The organism is Flavobacterium sp. HJ-32-4, from assembly GCF_022532105.1.
Classification (GTDB): Bacteria; Bacteroidota; Bacteroidia; order Flavobacteriales; family Flavobacteriaceae; genus Flavobacterium.
On record NZ_CP092832.1, the window covers coordinates 3,457,527 to 3,471,388 of the forward strand.

The window sequence follows — 13,862 nt, forward strand, 5'->3', positions numbered from 1 at the left end:
GTGAAAATATAATTTAGTTATTGTGCGCGTCTTCTAGCCGCTTAATCCTGCGCAGGATTAGGCGTTTTCTTCGTCCTTGAATTGGTTTTTCAACGCAGAGATAACGCGTTGAGCCGGAGACTGGAGCAATCCGATGATTTCGCCGATCATCTCTTCTTTCGACTTCATCGAAGCCAACAGGTCGAGTTGATTATCGCCGATGAAAATATCGGAATTGATGTAAGCTCCTTTCAGGACAGGTTTATCGGATTTCCGACGGAACTCCTTGATGATCTTCGCTGGCGCATTGGCCACGGTAGCCACCATGATAGCAGAGTTTCCTTTCAATACAGAAGGGAGGTCGGCGTACTCGTTAGACGACGCTTCCATCGCTTTCTCGAGGAGGGTGTTTTTCACCACTTCGAGTTTGATACCCGCTTTGAAGCAGGCACGGCGAAGGTTGGAAGTCGTTTCGGCGTCAAGTCCGGACACATCCGCTACGTACAAGATGTTCGACTCTGCTAATTGAGCAGTCAAATCGCTGATCGCTGTTGATTTTTCTTGTCTTGTCATTTTCTTACAAGTTTACTACTTCAATTAGACTGCTTTCGGATCGAGGGCAATGGCAGGACTCATCGTAGACGACAAGTGGATGCTCTTGATGTACGTTCCTTTAGCAGCAGTCGGCTTCAGTTTGATTAATGTTTGGATGATTTCGTGCGCGTTGTCGACGATTTTGTCAGCATCGAACGAAACTTTTCCGATACCTGCGTGAACGATACCTGTTTTATCCACTTTAAAGTCGATTTTACCGGCTTTCACTTCAGCTACCGCCTTACCTACTTCCATCGTTACCGTACCGGTCTTAGGGTTTGGCATGAGGCCGCGTGGTCCGAGTATCCGCCCGAGTGGACCCAGTTTACCCATTACAGCCGGCATGGTGATGATTACATCAACATCCGTCCAGCCGTCTTTGATTTTCTGGAGGTAATCGTCGAGACCTACGAAGTCCGCGCCCGCTGCTTTCGCTTCCGCTTCTTTGTCAGGCGTAACGAGGGCCAAAACCCGTACGTCCTTACCTGTACCGTGTGGAAGTGTTACAACGCCACGTACCATTTGGTTCGCTTTACGGGGATCAACTCCCAGACGTACCGCGATGTCGACCGACTCATCGAATTTCGCAGAAGCAACCGTCTTCAAAAGAGAAGAGGCGTCTTTCAGCGAATACAGCTTGTTCTTCTCAATTTTAGAAGCAGCTTCTTTTTGCTTTTTTGTCAATTTTGCCATGTCTTTTCCGGATTAAAAAGGAGCATCTCCCGTTACGGTTATACCCATAGACCGTGCTGTACCAGCCACCATGCTCATTGCTTTCTCGATGGTGAAGGCATTCAGGTCCGCCATTTTGTCGTCAGCGATGGCACGGATCTGATCCCATGTTACGCTGGCCACTTTCTTACGATTCGGCTCTCCGGAACCGGACTTAAGCTTAGCCGCATCCATCAACTGGATGGCAGCCGGAGGTGTTTTTACGACGAAGTCGAATGACTTGTCTTTGTACACGGTAATCTGTACCGGTAACACTTTGCCGGGTTTATCCTGGGTCCGCGCATTGAACTGCTTACAGAACTCCATGATGTTAACTCCAGCGGCTCCCAAAGCAGGTCCAACCGGTGGCGACGGGTTCGCAGCACCTCCCTTAACTTGTAGTTTAACTACTTTACTAACTTCTTTAGCCATTGTTTAAAAAAATTTAGCACATCTAACAGTTGGAAGCAAAAAGATGTGAATTGAATATGTAACAGAAAAATTATACTTTTTCGACCTGCATGAAACTGAGTTCCAGCGGGGTTTTGCGTCCGAAGATCTTGACCATCACTTCCAGCTTGCGCTTTTCTTCGTTGATCTTCTCTACGGTGCCGTTGAATCCGTTGAACGGACCATCGATTACCTTTACGGTCTCACCATTGGTGAACGGAATGGCATGCGAATCGGTTTTGACCGACAATTCGTCGACTTTCCCCAGCATGCGGTTCACTTCAGACAGACGCAACGGAACCGGATCACCGTTTTTGGTTTCACCCAGGAAACCGATGACGCCGGTAATGGATTTGATGATGTGCGGAATCTCACCTGAAAGGTTGGCCTCGATCATCACGTATCCTGGAAAATATACCTTGTCTTTGGTGATTTTCTTCCCGTCTTTTACCTGTACCACCTTCTCGGTCGGCACCAGTACCTGTGAGATGAAATCACTCATCCCAAGACGGTTCGCCTCGGTCTCGATGTAAGCCTTGACCTTATTTTCCTGGCCGCTTACCGCCCTGACGACGTACCACTTCTTGACGTTGTTATCTGACATTGCGTTGCAGGCTTTTTGGATTATTTGATCAGCTTGAACAGGTTATCGAGCGCGTTGGTGAACAACTGGTCAATACCCCAGGTCACCAGGGCACAGGTCACCGAAAACAGCGCCACCACGATGGTGTACTTCTGTACTTCAGCCCACGCTGGCCATGTCACGTTCGACTTCAGCTCTTCGAATGAATCCCCGATATAGTTGAAAAATGCCTTCATTCTTTTCTTTGTTTGCACGGGTGGAGGGATTCGAACCCCCATCAACGGTTTTGGAGACCGCTATTCTACCCTTGAACTACACCCGTTTGATTAAAAGCCGGCAGCATCCGTAGACCTGCCGGCTTTCTTATGTTGGTTATCCTAATTAGTCGAGGATTTCAGTAACCTGACCTGCACCTACTGTACGTCCACCTTCGCGGATAGCGAAACGAAGACCTACGTTGAGGGCGATTGGGCTAAGGAGGTTCACCTCAATAGTAAGGTTATCACCTGGCATTACCATCTCAACACCTGCAGGAAGTGAAATCACACCTGTTACGTCAGTTGTACGAACGTAGAACTGTGGACGGTAGTTGTTGTGGAATGGCGTGTGACGGCCACCTTCTTCTTTTTTCAGGATATAGACCTCAGCCTTGAATTTAGCGTGTGGCTTAACGGAACCTGGCTTACAGATAACCATACCACGACGGATGTCTTTCTTATCGATACCACGGAGGAGGAGACCAACGTTGTCACCTGCTTCACCACGGTCAAGGATTTTACGGAACATCTCAACACCAGTGATCGTAGAAGTCAGTTTGTCAGCACCCATACCGATGATCTCAACTGGGTCACCTGTGTTGGCAACACCTGTTTCGATACGACCTGTAGCAACCGTACCACGACCAGTGATGGTGAATACGTCTTCAACTGGCATAAGGAAAGGCTTCGCGTTGTCACGAACTGGCTCTTCGATCCAGTTGTCAACAGCTTCCATCAGTTCAAGGATTTTAGGAACCCAGTTCGGGTCAGCGTTCAATCCACCAAGAGCAGAACCTTGGATAACTGGACCGTTGTCGCCGTCATATTCGTAGAATGAAAGAAGGTCACGGATTTCCATTTCAACGAGCTCAAGAAGCTCAGCATCGTCTACCATGTCCACTTTGTTCATGAACACAACGATACGTGGAATACCTACCTGGCGACCCAAAAGGATGTGCTCACGTGTTTGTGGCATCGGTCCGTCTGTAGCAGCAACAACAAGGATAGCACCGTCCATCTGGGCAGCACCTGTAACCATGTTCTTAACGTAGTCGGCGTGACCTGGACAGTCAACGTGTGCGTAGTGACGGTTAGCTGTTTCGTATTCTACGTGAGACGTGTTGATGGTGATACCACGCTCTTTTTCTTCTGGTGCGTTGTCGATCTGGTCGAACGATTTAGCAGCTGTTTTAGAAAAACCGGCTTCTGCAAGAACTTTAGTAATTGCAGCCGTCAAGGTAGTTTTTCCGTGGTCAACGTGACCGATCGTACCAATGTTAAGGTGCGGCTTGGTACGACTAAAATTCTCTTTTGCCATTTTTACTTAATTTAACTTAGTTATATATTAGTGTTCAAACTTTTAGAAAGTTGAGCCAATGACGGGATTTGAACCCGTGACCTCTTCCTTACCAAGGAAGCACTCTACCCCTGAGCTACACCGGCTTGTAATCAACCCTGGTTTTGAATCCCAACAAGTGGAAGCTGTATAGGATTCAAAAGCCCGGATCTAGACTCCCGAGGGAGTCAAAAATCACAGGCGTACACCTGCAATTTTACTTTTGTGATTGAACTCCTCCAGCATCCATCCAGTTCAGGCCTCCCACGAATTACCTCCGCTGCGCTTCGGTGATCCGTAAGGGTGAACCCTTACCAAATTTTTGCTTTCGCCAGCTTACGAAAGCAGAGCTTTCGACGCTGTCTCAATCAAAAATTTCGTGGGAAGAGCAGGATTCGAACCTGCGAAGGTTTCCCAACGGATTTACAGTCCGTCCTCGTTGGCCGCTTGAGTATCTTCCCTAATTTTTTGTGCTCCAGTATGTAAAAGAACCGCAACTTTCGAGCCGATGGAGGGATTCGAACCCACGACCTGATGATTACAAATCAACTGCTCTGGCCAACTGAGCTACACCGGCATATAGCAATAAAAAAGTCCGCTATTTCTAACGGACTGCAAATGTATAGGTTTTTGTTTGGTAATCCAAAACAAAAACTAGAAAATTTTTGTATCAGGTATGGGCCCGGATTTTCTCTTTCCTTCTTACCAGTAAACGCTCCAGCGACTCGGCTGCCTGGTCGACCGCTTCCTCAAAAGTCTTGCACTGTTTCTTGACCATCAGGTCGTCTCCGGGTACATGAATCTTGACCTCTACGATCTTATTTTCCTTTTCACTCGTCTTCTCAACCTTGAAATAGACGTCCGACGCCACCACCCTGTCATAATACTTTTCCAGTTTGTCAAGACGTAGTTGTGTGAAATCCACCAGCTTCCGGTCAACCGTGAAATTGACCGCATGAACATTTACTTTCATAATCTAAATGTTTTAATTGAACAATTGTTACCGTCTATTCCGAGGATGCGCATCCCCATACACCTTCTTGAGTTCAGCAAGACTGTTGTGGGTGTATACTTGCGTGGATGCCAGGCTGGAATGTCCGAGTAGTTCTTTAACCGAATTCAAGTCCGCTCCGTTGTTTAGAAGATGGGTTGCGAAGGTGTGCCGCAGGATGTGCGGACTCTTCTTCACCTTACCGGAGACATCACTAAAGTAATACTTTATGAGTCGATAAACAAGCGATTCTGACACTTTAATTCCCTTTTTCGTAACGAAAAGATAACCTTGGTCCGCGACTGATTCGAGCGCGGCTTTTGCCACAAGATAATGTCTTATGGATGAGACAACTGACGGCAACAACGGAATAAGACGTTCTTTGTTCCGTTTCCCCAACACTTTCAGCATCCGTCCGTCGAGGTCGACGTTGGCCGTACGGATGTGGATGAGTTCAGCCCGCCGGATGCCGGTAGTATACAGCAACTCAACGATTAGCTTATCCCGCACACCGTCAAATCCTTCTGGATATCGGATGTCCTTCAAGACCTCTTCCATCTCCTTTTCAGAGAATGGCAATTGCACCTGCTTGGGTGTTTTGAGTGATTTGTGCTGTTGCAACGGACTCACCTCTATCTGGCGGCTCCGCAACAAGAACTTGTAGAAGGCTTTTAACGAAGCAACCTTCCTATTTACGGAATAAGGCGATAACCCTTCCTCGACCAAACGCACGATCCAGGTGCGCACCTGTGGATACACGACATCCTGTAGCGTTTCCTGCCCATACTCTGCCCGCAGGAAAACCGAAAAAACATCGAGGTCGCTGGTGTAGGCCAAGACGGTATGTGGCGAATAATGACGTTCCGCCTGAAGATAATCCCGAAAAGCTGCCTTATAATCGTGCATAAAAATACCGCCAGTCTCAAAGATAGCAATCTTTGTCGACTGGCGGTTTATGATAAAAAGAAAACGCTCTTAGTTTTCAGCAGCGTCACGAAGACCCTGGATATAAGAAGCTTTCTGGATTTGCATCCTACGGGTTACCGATGGCTTTACGAACGCTTGACGCGCACGGAGCTGACGGATAGTTCCGGTCTTATCGAATTTACGCTTATAACGCTTCAGCGCGCGATCAATATTTTCTCCGTCTTTAATTGGAATAATCAACATAGCGAGACACCTCCTTTCATTTAGGCGGCAAAGATAGTGTTTTTAATTAATTACCAACAATTAAGGAGTAACAATTGCAAAAGAGGTAAAAGTACGCTATCAAGAGCCTTTCCCACAACGCGCCGTTATCCCTAGACCTACCCTATCATTATTCTCACTTACTCATCTTAATTGCTCATTGTTCCTTGTTACTTGTTCATTTCAAAAACCTTTTCCTATTTTCGGCAAAAATTTCTCTCAATGGAAGAAACCCATTCACAATACCCACCCGCAAATCCCTATGGAGGCGGGTATCGCCCTTTTCCAGCCGCGCTCCCGAACGCCAACGCCGTGTTGGTACTCGGTATTTTATCCATCGCGCTTTGCTTCTGTTACGGCATCGTGGGTCTTATTTTGGGCATCATAGCACTCGTGCTTTCCTCGCGTTGCAAAGCGATGTATGAGGCACAGCCTAGTGCTTATACACCATCCTCCTATAACAACATGAATGCAGGCCGGATTTGCGCCATCATCGGAATCTGCCTTTCCGCTGTGTACTTCCTGTTTGTCTTGTACGTGATAATTGTAGGAGCCGCCATGTCGACTGTGCCGTGGTACATGATGGAGCAATAGGATGATCGAGTGGCTGGAGGCCCATATGCTCGCCTGCTCGATGAAGGCTACCTTCGGCATCGAATGTCCGGGCTGTGGTATGCAACGTGCACTGATAGCACTACTCCGCGGTGACGTTATGGATTCTTTGCACTATAACGCCGCCTTGGTGCCCTTCTTATTGACTATTTCCGCACTAATGGGACAGCTATGGGCCAAACACCCAAAAGGAGGATATGTGGTGATGTGGCTGTTCATCCTGACTTCGACCATAACAACCGTGCAATTCCTATATAAGGTCTCCACCTGGTAGACAGGAACGATTACAAAAGAAAAAAGGCTGTCTCCGATAAGAAGACAGCCTTTTATGCTTTATGTATCGCTACTTACCTTAGCAAATTACGTGAAATCACCACCTTCTGGATTTCGGTAGTGCCCTCTCCAATCGTGCAGAGTTTCGAGTCACGGTAAAACTTCTCAACGGGAAAATCTTTCGTGTAACCATATCCGCCATGGATTTGCACCGCTTCGTTCGAGATGCGCACGCAGGCTTCCGATGCATACATTTTGGCCATGGCGCCTGCAGTGGTAACCGGTTGGTGGGCCTCTTTCAGGTGGGCCGCTTTGCGCAACAGCAATTCCGACGCTTCGATCTCGGTGGCCATATCGGCCAACTTAAAGGAAATCCCCTGGAACTCGCTGATTGGCTTTCCGAACTGCACCCGCTCTTTCGAATATTTCAATGACGCTTCATAGGCCCCTTTCGCAATGCCAAGCGAAAGCGCCCCAATCGAAATACGGCCGCCGTCAAGGATTTTCATTGCTTGGATAAAACCCTGTCCGACCTCACCCAAACGGTTCTCATCCGGTACGCGGCAGCTATCAAAAATCAATTCCGCTGTTTCAGACGCCCGCATACCGAGTTTGTTCTCTTTCTTACCGGATGAAAATCCAAGCATACCTTTCTCAAGTACGAAGGCGGTCATCCCCTTCGAATCACCTTTCTCACCCGTCCGGGCAATCACCACGGCCACCTCTCCGGAGATTGCGTGGGTAATGAAGTTCTTCGCGCCGTTCAGTATCCAGTCGTTGCCGTCTCGTTTCGCAGTCGTGTTCATCCCACCTGCATCCGATCCGGTATTGTGTTCGGTCAATCCCCAGGCGCCAATGTGTTCACCGGTCGCCAGTTTCGGAATCCAACGGCGTTTCTGCTCATCGTTACCAAACGTCAGGATGTGATTGGTGCAAAGCGAATTGTGGGCTGCAACCGACAATCCAATAGACGGATCGACCTTTGAAATTTCTTCGATGATCGTAATATACTCGTGATAGCCCAGACCCGAACCACCAAGTTCTTCCGGCACTAAAATACCCATGTAGCCCATCTGGCCCAGTCTTCGGAAAAGGTCAACCGGAAACAGCTGCGCCTCATCCCATTCCATAACGTGTGGACGGATATGTGTTTCGGCAAAATCGCGCACGGATTCCGCAATCATGGTATTGGATTCCAGGTAGTCAAAAGTCATAATCGAAGGTTTATTTTTCAGAATTCCAAATATAGACTTATTATTTTTAATTTTTCAAGTGGAAAGCCCTCAACATTTGCTAAATCCTCAGCATTCTTTATTCCCGAGTGCATGCTACGGTATACCATTACCTCTTTTGTCAGGTTGTAATTAAAATAGGGAGCCTGCATGATTTCGCGAAAGGTGGCTTCATTGATACGCACCTTTTTCACCGCAGGCGCCGGGCCCACTACAAAGGCTTTCTTTACTTCAGCAAGTGCCTCGGGCCGCAACCCCCAAACAAGTTCCAACTGGTCGATCGAGACGAACGCCCCAAATTTTTCCCGAAGCTTCAGGATGCGTTCCGACAAGGCTGGTCCGATGCCGTACACCTTGATCAGGTCTTCCTGTGTGGCCGTATTGATATCGAGTGGCTTTTGCTGACGCTTTTCAATCCTCACGGTATCTTTGGTAAAAGAGCCCCGCGCGTTTCGGTGCGTTACCCATTCGGGAAATCGAAAAAAGGGTGACAACCGCTCCAGCAACGAATCCGAGATACCGGTTACTTTCTGAAATTCACGGGCGGAGTTAACGTAGCGTCCGGTTTTACGGAAAGCCAACAGGCGGTCAATCTCGGCTGCTGACATGCCAAGCCGGTATCCTTTATAGTCGCTGATAAAATTCGGGTTGAATGGATACTGCTTGGGCTGTTCAGACTTCCGGATGGTCTTGAGGGAATCGATCATTCGTTGTGTGGCCATCCATTCCGTTTCGTCCTTCGATGGGACACCGGATGCACCGATATCACTGCCGTACAAAACGATCTGGAAAACTACCATAAGAAGCGCGAGCACCGTCAATCCCCTTCGCTGGCGGCGCGAAAAGGTCAGGCTAGCTCCCATAATGCAAACTTAAAGGTCGAACACCGACGATCGCTTGGCGCGGATAAGGTCTTTCAACTTGAGCCAAAACGCGAGTGTGAGGTACACCCCGAACCAAAGTCCGGCCGTCACAAAGGAAATGTAAATGAAAAACAGGCGGACACTGCTGGCGCGCATCCCCAGTCGATCGGCTAACCGCGAAGCTGCGTTGAAGCCGTGTTTTTCGAAGAAATATTTGAGTCGGGTGACTACTGACATATACGTGCATAAAAATACGGATTATTCGGTTCGTAACAACTGGTGCCCTACGGTACATTCGAGGCAGCGTCCGCGAGAGCAAAAAGAGGTCTTCAGCTCGAGCAACGCCTGGGTTTCGAAGGCATCGGCCGCTGCGATTCCCAGTTGCCCAAAGCGTTCCACTACTACATTGCGTTCGGGTTTCAGTTCGCGTAACAGTACGATAAGGTCTTCGTCGGGCAAATCGCCTTTCGCCTGTCCGTAAAGAAACCGCAGCGGCACAATGGTATTGATGATCACTAAATCGATAAAAGAATCCGATAGCCCTTTTCTACGCTGTGGCGACGGGCGATCGAACAGGTAATGTGTCTCCCAATAAGGCGTTGTCTGGCTCTTCAGCAGCGCTCGGAGTTCCCGCCCTGATGAGGCCAGCATAACCGAGGTAAAAAGATGTGCGGAACGATGGTAAAGCCACGCTAACTGCGATAACCGGATGGTCGGGAAATTATCCGGACGCAGTTTGAAAAAGTGAACAGGCTCTGAAACAGGCGGCGGCAACCGGTACTTGGTCGACAGATAGGCAAATTCGCCCTGTAAGGTCTTGAAGTAGTGGTCTTCTTTCTCTCCATCCAACATCCCGCAGAGCCCCATAAAAAGCGCTTCCAACCGGGTGGGGTCGTCTGCTTCCTTTCGCACCAACGAAAACGGCAACAGACCTGACATGGCAAAAAAGATTTCCCCGTTTTGGTTAAGTCCGAACGTACGTGCCAGCATCCGAAACAGCACCGCCTCCCAATCGCCCGCCTGGTATTCCGGCCATGACCGTATCTGAAGCGACTTCCGTTCCAACCGCTCGAAAAATAAGCGTTCGAGCCAGGCCGAGAAGTGAAATGCATCGACATCGGCAATCTGGCGTTCGCAATAAATCCACTCTTTGGGCGCCAGCAACTGGTTATACCGCAAAAGCGTTGAAGAAGGAACGCGCCCCCGAAGTTCCAACGTCGGGATTTCAGTTTGGTCGGCCCGAAACACCGGCGTATCGTGTTCCCACACCACATGCAGGATCACGCTGTCGTAGGCCCGATCCGCTTCATGGCGGTGCGCATACCAATCGGATGACTTCAGGTGTATCTCGATGTTCCCGGCCCACTTCTGTCGGTCGAGTACAATCTGCGCGTTGAAAAAATCCGGACCGGCCACCTGTAGGTACTGGCCCGGATGCACAATCGCAAGGTCTTTTCCGTCGACGGTCGTCAACGAGTGGTTGTCGAATTTTGAATACCTCCATACATAATGCAGGAAATCCTCTCTCATGGCGTAAACTGGACTAGTGGCTTAGATAGTCGCAAGCTAACACGGTTTTCTGTTCCGATTTTACGGGAAAAACCGCATATTTTCCCACAAACCTGCTGCGTCCGATGCGATCAAAAAACGTCCACATAGGAGCACATGCCCGCGTTTCGGTATCTTTACACAAAATCGTATTGGATGCGCGCTTTACTTATCCTACTCCTGACCGCCGTCACCTCGCAAGCCCAGACTTATAAAATCTCGTATGACCGCATTTCCAACGGTACGCCCGCAGACGGAGCGTCCCCGGTCGTTTTTACCGACTCCGATAAGACCGTGGTGACCCAATCGGCCATCCTCGCCGGGAAGGCATCTGTTCCCTACGAGCAAACACTGCTTTTTCGCGATCAGCCCGGCGTCTTTTACCTATCAGCCGTTTTAGGAGCAAACCGGACTGTCGCGACCAAAGACAGTACGACCATTGCCGGCCAACAACTGGAACTTCGTCCGGACCGCAAAAAGATACTCGGATACGAATGTAAGTTGGCGCACACGGTGATCAATTCCAATAGCATCGACATCTGGTATACGGAGGCGTTGGGCGTGCAGGGAGGGCCGTCGGTATTAGGACAACGGCTCGGACTCGTACTCGAAACCATCCGCAACGGACAATTCGTGGTCAGGGCACGCCAAATTGAAAAGGTGAAGGGTTTTCCGCCTTTTCCTGCCATAGCACCCTTATCGGACCTCCTCACCTACCGCGACCTTTTGTGGAGAAGCCGCTTTACAACGATCCCCCTGTTCCGCCAACAGGTATTGAACTTTTCGGACGACGCTACCTCTAATGACAGTATTTTCCGTTTTGGCGGTGGCAGTATCGCCGTTCGAAAAATCCGTTTCCCGGAAATAGGATCCGGAAGCGTGGCCTTCCTGGACGTCACCGAGCAATCTACGGGCGATGCCTACGACCGCACTGGATCGGTATTCCTCCTGCCGGTCACAGGCCCCAGTTTTTGGGACGCACTTGAGAAAGGGATTGAGGCGGTGCCGGTATATGAAAACGGAAACGGCAAGAAATACCAGGGAATGGTACGGGCAGGCGACTACGAACCCTTATTGGAATTGATGCGGTTCTTTACTCCTTTTGGCGTTAAAGGCTACAACCATTTACAGTTAAAGAACAAAGTATGGCAGGACAGCGTCTCCTATCGACAGGACATTACCGACCTCATCCCGGCGTTTTCGGGTAAGGAAATGTATGTGGGAATCGTGATCGGAAACTACGATAAAGGAGGACATACGGTCAATGCGAACATCACCGTGCACACGGATCCGGATTCGGAGAAGCTCGGGGTGGCGAAGGTCCTGCCGCTTTTTAATACGGTGAACATACTGGAGATGCGCGGCCAGAACTACGGTTCGATGTTTGATGTGGAAAAAGGACTTGAAGTCACCTTCACACTGCCCGAAGGGGCCCGAAACGCGCGGTTGCGGTATATCGTAACGGGACATGGCGGATGGGAACACGGCGATGAATTCATGCGAAAGAAAAACATGCTTTTCCTCGACGGGGCCGAACGGTTTGCGTTCACACCCTGGCGGACCGACTGCGGCAGCTATCGACTTGCGAACCCGGCGTCAGGGAACTTTGAAAACGGTCTCTCTTCCAGCGATTACAGCCGTTCGAATTGGTGTCCGGGCACTACTACCAATCCTATTTGGATTGACCTCGGCGACCTGGCCCCGGGCACGCATACCCTCCAGGTCAAAATCCCGATGGGCGCCCCGGAAGGTGGTAGTTTCAGCGCATGGAATGTGTCGGGTGTGCTGGAATACAACTAAAAAAAATCTCCCTGTTCTAAAAAGAAAAAGCGCGCTCACGAGCGCTTTTCTATAAGACATGGGTGCCCTTATTTAATGGACCCGATGATGTCGTGCTTCGTAATGATATGGTGTTTGCCGTTGCCGAGCTCCACCAGCACGGCCTGTCCGTCTTTTCCAAAGAGTTTCGATACCTCTTCAATGGCCGTACCGGCTTTCACCACGGGATAGGGCGCGCCCATCACCTCGCGGATCGGCTTTTCGGCTACGTTTTTGTCGGCTACGTAATGACGGAACAGATCGGTTTCGTCGACGGAACCCACAAATCCGTTGATATCGATAACCGGGATTTGCGAGATGTTGTACTTCCGCATCCGCTCGATGGCGTGTGACACCAGTTCTTCGGTACGGACGGTGATCAGTGGCTTGTCAACGTGGTCTTTGATGACGTCTTCCGCCTTTGTAATCTCTTCTTCGAGGAAACCACGCTCGCGCATCCAGTCGTCGTTGAACATCTTGCCCACGTAACGGCTGCCTGAATCGTGAAACAGGACGACGACCACATCATCCGGTTTGAAATGTTCCTTGAGTTGCAACAAGCCTTTGACGGCAGCTCCGGCCGAATTCCCAACAAAAATACCTTCTTCCAGGGCCAGTCGGCGTTGGTAGACGGCTGCATCTTTATCGGTTACTTTCGTAAAACCGTCGATGAGGCTGAAGTTGACGTTTTTCGGGAGGATGTCCTCGCCGATGCCTTCCGTGATATACGAATAGATTTCGTTCTCATCAAAAATGCCCGTTTCATGGTATTTCTTGAACACCGAGCCATAGGTATCAATACCCCAGCACTTGATGTCAGGGTTCTTTTCTTTCAGGTATTTGGCCACGCCGGAGATCGTACCTCCTGTTCCCACACCCACTACAAAATGCGTCACCTTCCCGCCGGTCTGCTCCCAGATCTCCGGTCCGGTTGATTCATAATGTGCCTGGGTATTCGACATGTTGTCGTATTGGTTTACGTACCACGCATTTGGCGTTTCCTCTGCCAGACGACGCGATACCGAATAGTAGGAACGCGGATCAGTGGGCTCCACATCCGTCGGGCACACCACTACTTTCGCTCCTACGGCCCGCAGGATATCCATTTTCTCTTTGGATTGTTTGTCGGTAATGACACAAATCAGCTTGTATCCTTTGATGATGGCGGCCAGTGCCAGTCCCATTCCGGTGTTGCCCGACGTACCTTCAATGATGGTACCGCCCGGTTTCAGGCGCCCGTCGGCTTCGGCATCCTCCACCATTTTTACGGCCATCCGGTCTTTCACGGAATTGCCGGGGTTGAAGGTCTCGACCTTTGCCAACACCAGTGCATCAATCTCTTTTGTAATCTTGTTGAGTTTCACCATGGGTGTGTTCCCAATGGTACCCAATATGTTTTCAGCGTAGTTCATTTGACTGTATTTCGG

17 protein-coding genes and 4 tRNA genes are annotated in these 13,862 nt (G+C 49.6%); 3 read left to right on the forward strand and 18 right to left on the reverse strand.

Going from position 1 to position 13,862, the window contains the following annotated elements; genetic code table 11:
- Nucleotides 1–57: 57 nt before the first annotated feature.
- The 13 genes from rplJ to rpsU all read right to left on the reverse strand — a co-directional run bounded on the left by rplJ (nt 58) and on the right by rpsU (nt 6,071).
- Complete coding sequence (gene rplJ / locus MKO97_RS14730; protein ID WP_241103966.1) at nt 58–552, reverse strand: 50S ribosomal protein L10; 495 nt, start codon at nt 550–552, stop codon at nt 58–60.
- 24 nt (nt 553–576) lie between these two features.
- The gene (gene rplA / locus MKO97_RS14735; protein WP_241103967.1) at nt 577–1,266 is read right to left on the reverse strand and encodes a 50S ribosomal protein L1; all 690 of its coding nucleotides are present in this window, start codon (nt 1,264–1,266) and stop codon (nt 577–579) included.
- A gap of 12 nt (nt 1,267–1,278) precedes the next feature.
- Nucleotides 1,279–1,716, reverse strand: coding sequence for a 50S ribosomal protein L11 (gene rplK, locus MKO97_RS14740; RefSeq protein ID WP_241103968.1), 438 nt, complete (start codon nt 1,714–1,716; stop codon nt 1,279–1,281).
- A 70-nt stretch (nt 1,717–1,786) separates the two neighbouring features.
- Complete coding sequence (nusG, locus tag MKO97_RS14745; RefSeq protein WP_241103969.1) at nt 1,787–2,338, reverse strand: transcription termination/antitermination protein NusG; 552 nt, start codon at nt 2,336–2,338, stop codon at nt 1,787–1,789.
- 20 nt (nt 2,339–2,358) lie between these two features.
- Nucleotides 2,359–2,553 carry a preprotein translocase subunit SecE gene (gene secE / locus MKO97_RS14750; RefSeq protein ID WP_241103970.1) on the reverse strand — a complete coding sequence of 65 codons (195 nt, stop codon included), beginning with the start codon at nt 2,551–2,553 and terminating at the stop codon, nt 2,359–2,361.
- A gap of 15 nt (nt 2,554–2,568) precedes the next feature.
- Nucleotides 2,569–2,639, reverse strand: a tRNA-Trp gene (locus MKO97_RS14755).
- A gap of 59 nt (nt 2,640–2,698) precedes the next feature.
- Entirely contained in the window at nt 2,699–3,892 is a 1,194-nt protein-coding gene (tuf, locus tag MKO97_RS14760) for an elongation factor Tu (protein ID WP_241103971.1), read from the reverse strand.
- 53 nt (nt 3,893–3,945) lie between these two features.
- Nucleotides 3,946–4,017, reverse strand: a tRNA-Thr gene (locus MKO97_RS14765).
- A gap of 273 nt (nt 4,018–4,290) precedes the next feature.
- Nucleotides 4,291–4,371, reverse strand: a tRNA-Tyr gene (locus MKO97_RS14770).
- A gap of 42 nt (nt 4,372–4,413) precedes the next feature.
- Nucleotides 4,414–4,487: transfer RNA gene (locus MKO97_RS14775), tRNA-Thr, on the reverse strand.
- Nucleotides 4,488–4,580: 93 nt separating this feature from the next.
- Nucleotides 4,581–4,883, reverse strand: coding sequence for a ribosome hibernation-promoting factor, HPF/YfiA family (gene hpf / locus MKO97_RS14780; protein WP_241103972.1), 303 nt, complete (start codon nt 4,881–4,883; stop codon nt 4,581–4,583).
- A 27-nt stretch (nt 4,884–4,910) separates the two neighbouring features.
- The gene (locus tag MKO97_RS14785; protein WP_241103973.1) at nt 4,911–5,807 is read right to left on the reverse strand and encodes a tyrosine-type recombinase/integrase; all 897 of its coding nucleotides are present in this window, start codon (nt 5,805–5,807) and stop codon (nt 4,911–4,913) included.
- Between the two features lie 69 nt (nt 5,808–5,876).
- Nucleotides 5,877–6,071, reverse strand: coding sequence for a 30S ribosomal protein S21 (gene rpsU, locus MKO97_RS14790; RefSeq protein ID WP_241103974.1), 195 nt, complete (start codon nt 6,069–6,071; stop codon nt 5,877–5,879).
- Nucleotides 6,072–6,311: 240 nt separating this feature from the next.
- Here rpsU and MKO97_RS14795 point away from each other — a divergent pair, with 240 nt between their 5' ends.
- Together MKO97_RS14795 and MKO97_RS14800 are read left to right on the forward strand one after the other, a co-directional pair.
- The gene (locus MKO97_RS14795) at nt 6,312–6,683 is read left to right on the forward strand and encodes a CCC motif membrane protein (protein ID WP_241103975.1); all 372 of its coding nucleotides are present in this window, start codon (nt 6,312–6,314) and stop codon (nt 6,681–6,683) included.
- A gap of 1 nt (nt 6,684) precedes the next feature.
- Complete coding sequence (locus tag MKO97_RS14800) at nt 6,685–6,975, forward strand: DUF2752 domain-containing protein (protein ID WP_241103976.1); 291 nt, start codon at nt 6,685–6,687, stop codon at nt 6,973–6,975.
- A gap of 73 nt (nt 6,976–7,048) precedes the next feature.
- Here MKO97_RS14800 and MKO97_RS14805 read toward each other — a convergent pair whose 3' ends face one another.
- The 4 genes from MKO97_RS14805 to MKO97_RS14820 are packed head-to-tail and all read right to left on the reverse strand — an operon-like array spanning nt 7,049 to nt 10,599.
- Nucleotides 7,049–8,188 (reverse strand): acyl-CoA dehydrogenase family protein, encoded by a 1,140-nt coding sequence (locus MKO97_RS14805; protein ID WP_241103977.1) that lies wholly within the window; start codon nt 8,186–8,188, stop codon nt 7,049–7,051.
- Between the two features lie 17 nt (nt 8,189–8,205).
- A complete protein-coding gene (locus tag MKO97_RS14810; RefSeq protein ID WP_241103978.1) occupies nt 8,206–9,069 on the reverse strand; it encodes a helix-hairpin-helix domain-containing protein in 864 nt (287 codons plus the stop codon).
- A 9-nt stretch (nt 9,070–9,078) separates the two neighbouring features.
- On the reverse strand, nt 9,079–9,306 hold the full coding sequence (locus MKO97_RS14815; RefSeq protein WP_241103979.1) for a PspC domain-containing protein: 228 nt from the start codon (nt 9,304–9,306) through the stop codon (nt 9,079–9,081).
- Between the two features lie 21 nt (nt 9,307–9,327).
- Complete coding sequence (locus MKO97_RS14820) at nt 9,328–10,599, reverse strand: DUF2851 family protein (protein WP_241103980.1); 1,272 nt, start codon at nt 10,597–10,599, stop codon at nt 9,328–9,330.
- Nucleotides 10,600–10,773: 174 nt separating this feature from the next.
- On the opposite strand from MKO97_RS14820, the gene MKO97_RS14825 reads away from it, so the two are divergent.
- Complete coding sequence (locus tag MKO97_RS14825; RefSeq protein WP_241103981.1) at nt 10,774–12,417, forward strand: PNGase F N-terminal domain-containing protein; 1,644 nt, start codon at nt 10,774–10,776, stop codon at nt 12,415–12,417.
- A 68-nt stretch (nt 12,418–12,485) separates the two neighbouring features.
- On the opposite strand, the gene MKO97_RS14830 is transcribed toward MKO97_RS14825, so the two are convergent.
- Nucleotides 12,486–13,847 (reverse strand): pyridoxal-phosphate dependent enzyme, encoded by a 1,362-nt coding sequence (locus MKO97_RS14830; protein WP_241103982.1) that lies wholly within the window; start codon nt 13,845–13,847, stop codon nt 12,486–12,488.
- Nucleotides 13,848–13,862: the final 15 nt, after the last annotated feature.